The organism is Pseudomonadota bacterium (assembly GCA_034660915.1).
Classification (GTDB): domain Bacteria; phylum Desulfobacterota; class Anaeroferrophillalia; order Anaeroferrophillales; family Anaeroferrophillaceae; genus DQWO01.
On sequence record JAYEKE010000068.1, the window covers coordinates 1 to 4,294 of the forward strand.

The following is a 4,294-nucleotide window of genomic DNA, read 5'->3' on the forward strand; positions in this document are numbered from 1 at the left end:
TTTAAAGTAAGTTACAACATTTTAGTTGTAACCATCTGTTTTTCTTGAGGAGGACAGTTTCATGAGTGAGGCACAGAAAAAAGAATTCAAGGTGGCAACCGGTGATCGGACCATTCTGCCCGAGGGCACCAGGCTCGTCCCGATTTTTATCATGGGCAAGCGTTATCTGGTACCTGAGACCCTGACAATTCAGAAATCCCTGGAATATGCCGGATACCAATTTATCCGTTCCTGCGGTTGTCGGGGCGGTATCTGTGGTGCCTGTCCGACAGTTTACCGAATTTTGGGGGATTATCATCTTCATTTCTGTCTTGCCTGCCAGACAGTAGTCCAGGAAAATATGTATCTGACCCAGGTACCGTTCTTCCCGGCCAACCGAGCCCCATACAAACTTGAAGAGGTTGATGACTCGGCAGAAACCATCATGAGACTATATCCGGAGGTGATGAAGTGCGTGGCCTGTAATACCTGCACCAAATCCTGTCCGATGGATATTGAGGTGATGGAGTATGTCAATGCGGCCATGCGCGGTGATGTTGCCAAGGTCGCGCGGCTCTCGTTCGATTGTATCCAATGCGGACTTTGTTCAGCCCGTTGTCCGGCCCAGATTCAGCATTTTCATCTGGCTCAGCTCTGTCGACGGCTCTATGCCAGGTATCAGGTTCCAAAGGCCGAACATTTGCAGCAACGGGTAGCCGATGTTCAAGCGGGCAAATATGATGAAATGCTGAAAAACCTGGTTGAAAGTGATGAGGAAACCTTGAGAAAGCTCTATATTGAACGGAAAATGGAGCCCCAGGATAGCGAGGGCTGGGAACCTCAGGATAAAACTTTTCTATAGAGCTAATTGAATTTATCGGTGGATTTATTAAAAATCCCAACTGGAGGATAGTGATCATGGGTTACACACCTGAAATGCTGGAATTGATTAAAAAAGTTGAGGCCAGCCGCCCTGAACGGGTCGCCCGCGTTAAACAAGGAGTTAGTTTTGAACCTCTGACCCTGGACGGTCGTCAGGAGGTATTGAATAAATTTCATCCGGATTACAATGAAGCGGGAAGGCAGGCGGTCAAAGTTGGTCCCAGCAAAGGTGAAGTTTATCCGGATAGATTTGTTGAAGTTCTTGAAGCAAAAGCCCGGCTGCTGGTTGATAATGCTGAGCTGGAAAAGCTCATTGCTTTTGAAACGGACGTCCTGGTTATCGGCGGTGGCGGTGCCGGTACTTCGGCCGCGCTTTTGGCCCAGGAGAATGGTTCCAAGGTGATCCTGGCAACCAAGCTGCGCCATGGTGATGCCAACACGGTAATGGCGGAAGGTGGGATCCAGGGAGCAAGCCAGGAAGTGGATTCGCCGTATTACCATTATCTTGATGTGATCGGCGGCGGCCATTTTACCAATACTCCGGAACTGGTTGCGGCTTTAACTCATGACGCGCCCCTGGTGATTGAGTGGCTTGAAAGTCTGGGATTGATGTTTGATAAAGACCCGGATGGCCGGATGCGGGTACGGCATGGCGGCGGTACCTGTCGTAAACGGATGCATTCATCCGGGGATATGACCGGATCAGCGATTATGCGGGTACTGAAGGATGAAGCCCGGAACCGGGCTGAAGATATTACCGTGCTTGAATTTTCCTCAGCAATTGAAATTCTCAAGGACAGCCAGGGCCGTGCAGCCGGCGCCTTGTTCTTCAATATGGAGACCGAAGAGTATTTTGTCGTCAAAGCGAAAGCCACCATCATTGCTACCGGCGGTTATGGTCGGCTGCATATTCAAGGCTTTGCCACCACCAATCATTATGGTGCTACTGCCGATGGTCTGGTTATCGGCTACCGGGCCGGTGTTCCCCTGTCCTTCATGCATTCAACCCAGTATCATCCTACCGGGGCAGCTTTTCCGGAACAGAATATTGGTTTATTGATTACCGAGAAAGTTCGGGGTCTGGGAGCTAATTTACTCAACTGTGAAGGGCAACAGTTTGTCTTCGAGCGTGAACCCCGGGATGTTGAATCCTCCTGTATCATCCAAGAATGCCTTGAACGGAACAATGGTGTTGTAACTCCAACCGGACGGGTAGGTGTCTGGCTTGATTCGCCCATGATTGATGATCTGGAAGGACCGGGCACAGTTAAAAAGGAACTACCGGCAAAACATATCCAGTTTATGCGTTATGGAATTGATATCAGTAAAGTGCCGATGCTGGTTTATCCCACATTGCATTATCAAAATGGGGGTTTGGCCATTAAGGACAATAGTGCCACCAATGTTGAAGGTCTGTTTGTGGCCGGTGAGGCATCCGGGGGCGTGCATGGGGAAAATCGCCTGATGGGGAATTCCCTGCTTGATATAACCGTATTTGGCCGTCGGGCCGGAAAAAACGCGGCAGAGTATGCAAAAGGCTTTTCCGGTTCCCTGGATCAGATCAATATGGATCACGTGGAAACTTATCATAAAGAAATGGCAGATGCCGGTATCGAAACCGAACTGGTTTCCCCCCTGGTACTGCCTAATTACACCCCTGAAGAAATTATGGAAAAACAGTTGACCACCCATTACCATGGTGGTATGCGTGCCTAGAGAAGGGCTGCGTGATCCGGGAAAACGATTCCCGGTTGTTTTGGCTCATGGCTTTGTGATGAAGGAGCCGGGGGGAAGTTCCCCGCCTTTTTTATCAATATTTTATTTTTTTTAACATGTCCTTAAAAAACCAATCAGTCATTTATAGTGAAGTAGCAAGGAGGTATTATGAAAATTCATGAATACCAGGCGAAGGCGCTCCTGCGTGATTATGGGGTTGAAGTTCCCAAAGGCTTTGCCATCTTTGATGCCGCAGAGGCAAAAAAGGCCGCTGAAGATCTTGGTGGCGGGACCGTGGTGGTCAAGGCCCAGATTCATGCCGGCGGCCGTGGTAAAGGCGGCGGGGTTAAGGTGGTTGATGGTCCTGACGAAGCCTATGAGACAGCCAGACAGATCATGGGTATGCAGCTGGTTACCCATCAGACCGGCCCGGAAGGCAAAGAAGTAAAAAGACTGCTTGTGGAAGAAGGGATGGATATCCTGAAGGAATATTATTTCGGGATTGTTATTGATCGGGCTACCAATTGTCCGGTACTGATGGCCAGCACCGAAGGGGGGATGGAAATCGAAAAGGTGGCAGCTGAAACCCCGGAAAAGATTATCAAGGAGTATGTCCACCCGGCATTGGGGCTCCGTCCTTTTCAAGCGGCTAAAGTTGCCTATAAGCTGGGGCTTGATGCAAAGCTGGTTCGCCCGGCATCCCGGATGTTCATGAACCTCTATAAAGCTTTTGAGGTTAATGACTGTTCGTTGATGGAAATTAATCCCCTGGTGTCAACCGGTGACGGTCGTATTCTGGCTCTCGATGCCAAAATAAATTTTGATGACAACGCCTTGTACCGCCATAAAGATTCCTGGCCGGAATTGAGGGATTTATCGGAAGAGGAACCTTTGGAGATTGAAGCCTCGAAATTTGGTCTTAACTACATAAAACTGGATGGAAACGTTGGCTGTATGGTGAATGGCGCCGGGCTGGCCATGGCAACCATGGATATTATCAAACTTTCAGGTGGGGAACCGGCAAACTTCCTCGATGTTGGGGGCGGTGCCAATGCCGAAGGGGTAGCCAACGCTTTTCGCATCATTCTCTCAGATCCTAATGTTAAAGCGGTATTGATCAATATTTTCGGTGGCATTGTTCGTTGTGACCGGATTGCCAATGGCATTATCGAAGCGACTAAACTGGTGGATGTTAATGTGCCCCTGGTGGTTCGCCTTGAAGGAACCAATGCCGAAGAAGCAGCGAAAATTCTGGAAGAATCCGGTATTGACATGATTATCGGACGTGGACTGGCTGATGCGGCCCAGAAAGTAGTGGCGGCCATCCAGTAAAACTGAATGAGACAAAAACTCATTGAGGATGACATGAGGCCATTTTTCAAGGTAGCCGTGAAAGTTTAGCAGGAGGAATTATGTCTATTTTAGTCAATAAAGATTCTAAAATCCTGGTTCAGGGGATAACCGGTCAGGAAGGGATGTTTCATGCCCGCCAGTGTGTTGCCTATGGGACCAAGATGGTTGCCGGTGTGACTCCCGGCAAGGGCGGCCAGGAGATAGATGGGATTCCGGTGTTTAATACCGTCGAAGATGCGGTGCTGACAACCGGTGCCAATGTATCGCTGATTTTTGTTCCGCCCCCTTTTGCTGCCGATGCAATCATGGAGGCGGCTGATGCCGGGGTTGACCTGGTAGTTTGTATAACCGAAGGAATTCCAAC

General features: G+C 49.3%; 4 protein-coding genes. All 4 read left to right on the plus strand.

Annotation, left to right across the window (positions count from 1 at the left end; all coding sequences use genetic code 11):
• Positions 1–61 precede the first annotated feature (61 nt).
• Positions 62–841 carry a 4Fe-4S dicluster domain-containing protein gene (locus tag U9P07_04110; protein ID MEA2108583.1) on the plus strand — a complete coding sequence of 260 codons (780 nt, stop codon included), beginning with the start codon at positions 62–64 and terminating at the stop codon, positions 839–841.
• Between the two features lie 56 nt (positions 842–897).
• The gene (locus tag U9P07_04115; protein MEA2108584.1) at positions 898–2,577 is read left to right on the plus strand and encodes an FAD-binding protein; all 1,680 of its coding nucleotides are present in this window, start codon (positions 898–900) and stop codon (positions 2,575–2,577) included.
• Positions 2,578–2,745: 168 nt separating this feature from the next.
• Positions 2,746–3,909, plus strand: coding sequence for an ADP-forming succinate--CoA ligase subunit beta (gene sucC, locus U9P07_04120; GenBank protein ID MEA2108585.1), 1,164 nt, complete (start codon positions 2,746–2,748; stop codon positions 3,907–3,909).
• Positions 3,910–3,989: 80 nt separating this feature from the next.
• On the plus strand, positions 3,990–4,294 hold a 305-nt coding region (locus U9P07_04125), incomplete at its 3' end, for a succinate--CoA ligase subunit alpha (GenBank protein MEA2108586.1).

Excerpts from the sequence above, each read along its gene's own strand:
- U9P07_04110 (MEA2108583.1), top strand. The coding sequence starts at position 62 with ATGAGTGAGGCACAGAAAAAAGAATTCAAGGTGGCAACCGGTGATCGG.
- U9P07_04115 (MEA2108584.1), top strand. The coding sequence starts at position 898 with ATGGGTTACACACCTGAAATGCTGGAATTGATTAAAAAAGTTGAGGCC.
- sucC (MEA2108585.1), top strand. The coding sequence starts at position 2,746 with ATGAAAATTCATGAATACCAGGCGAAGGCGCTCCTGCGTGATTATGGG.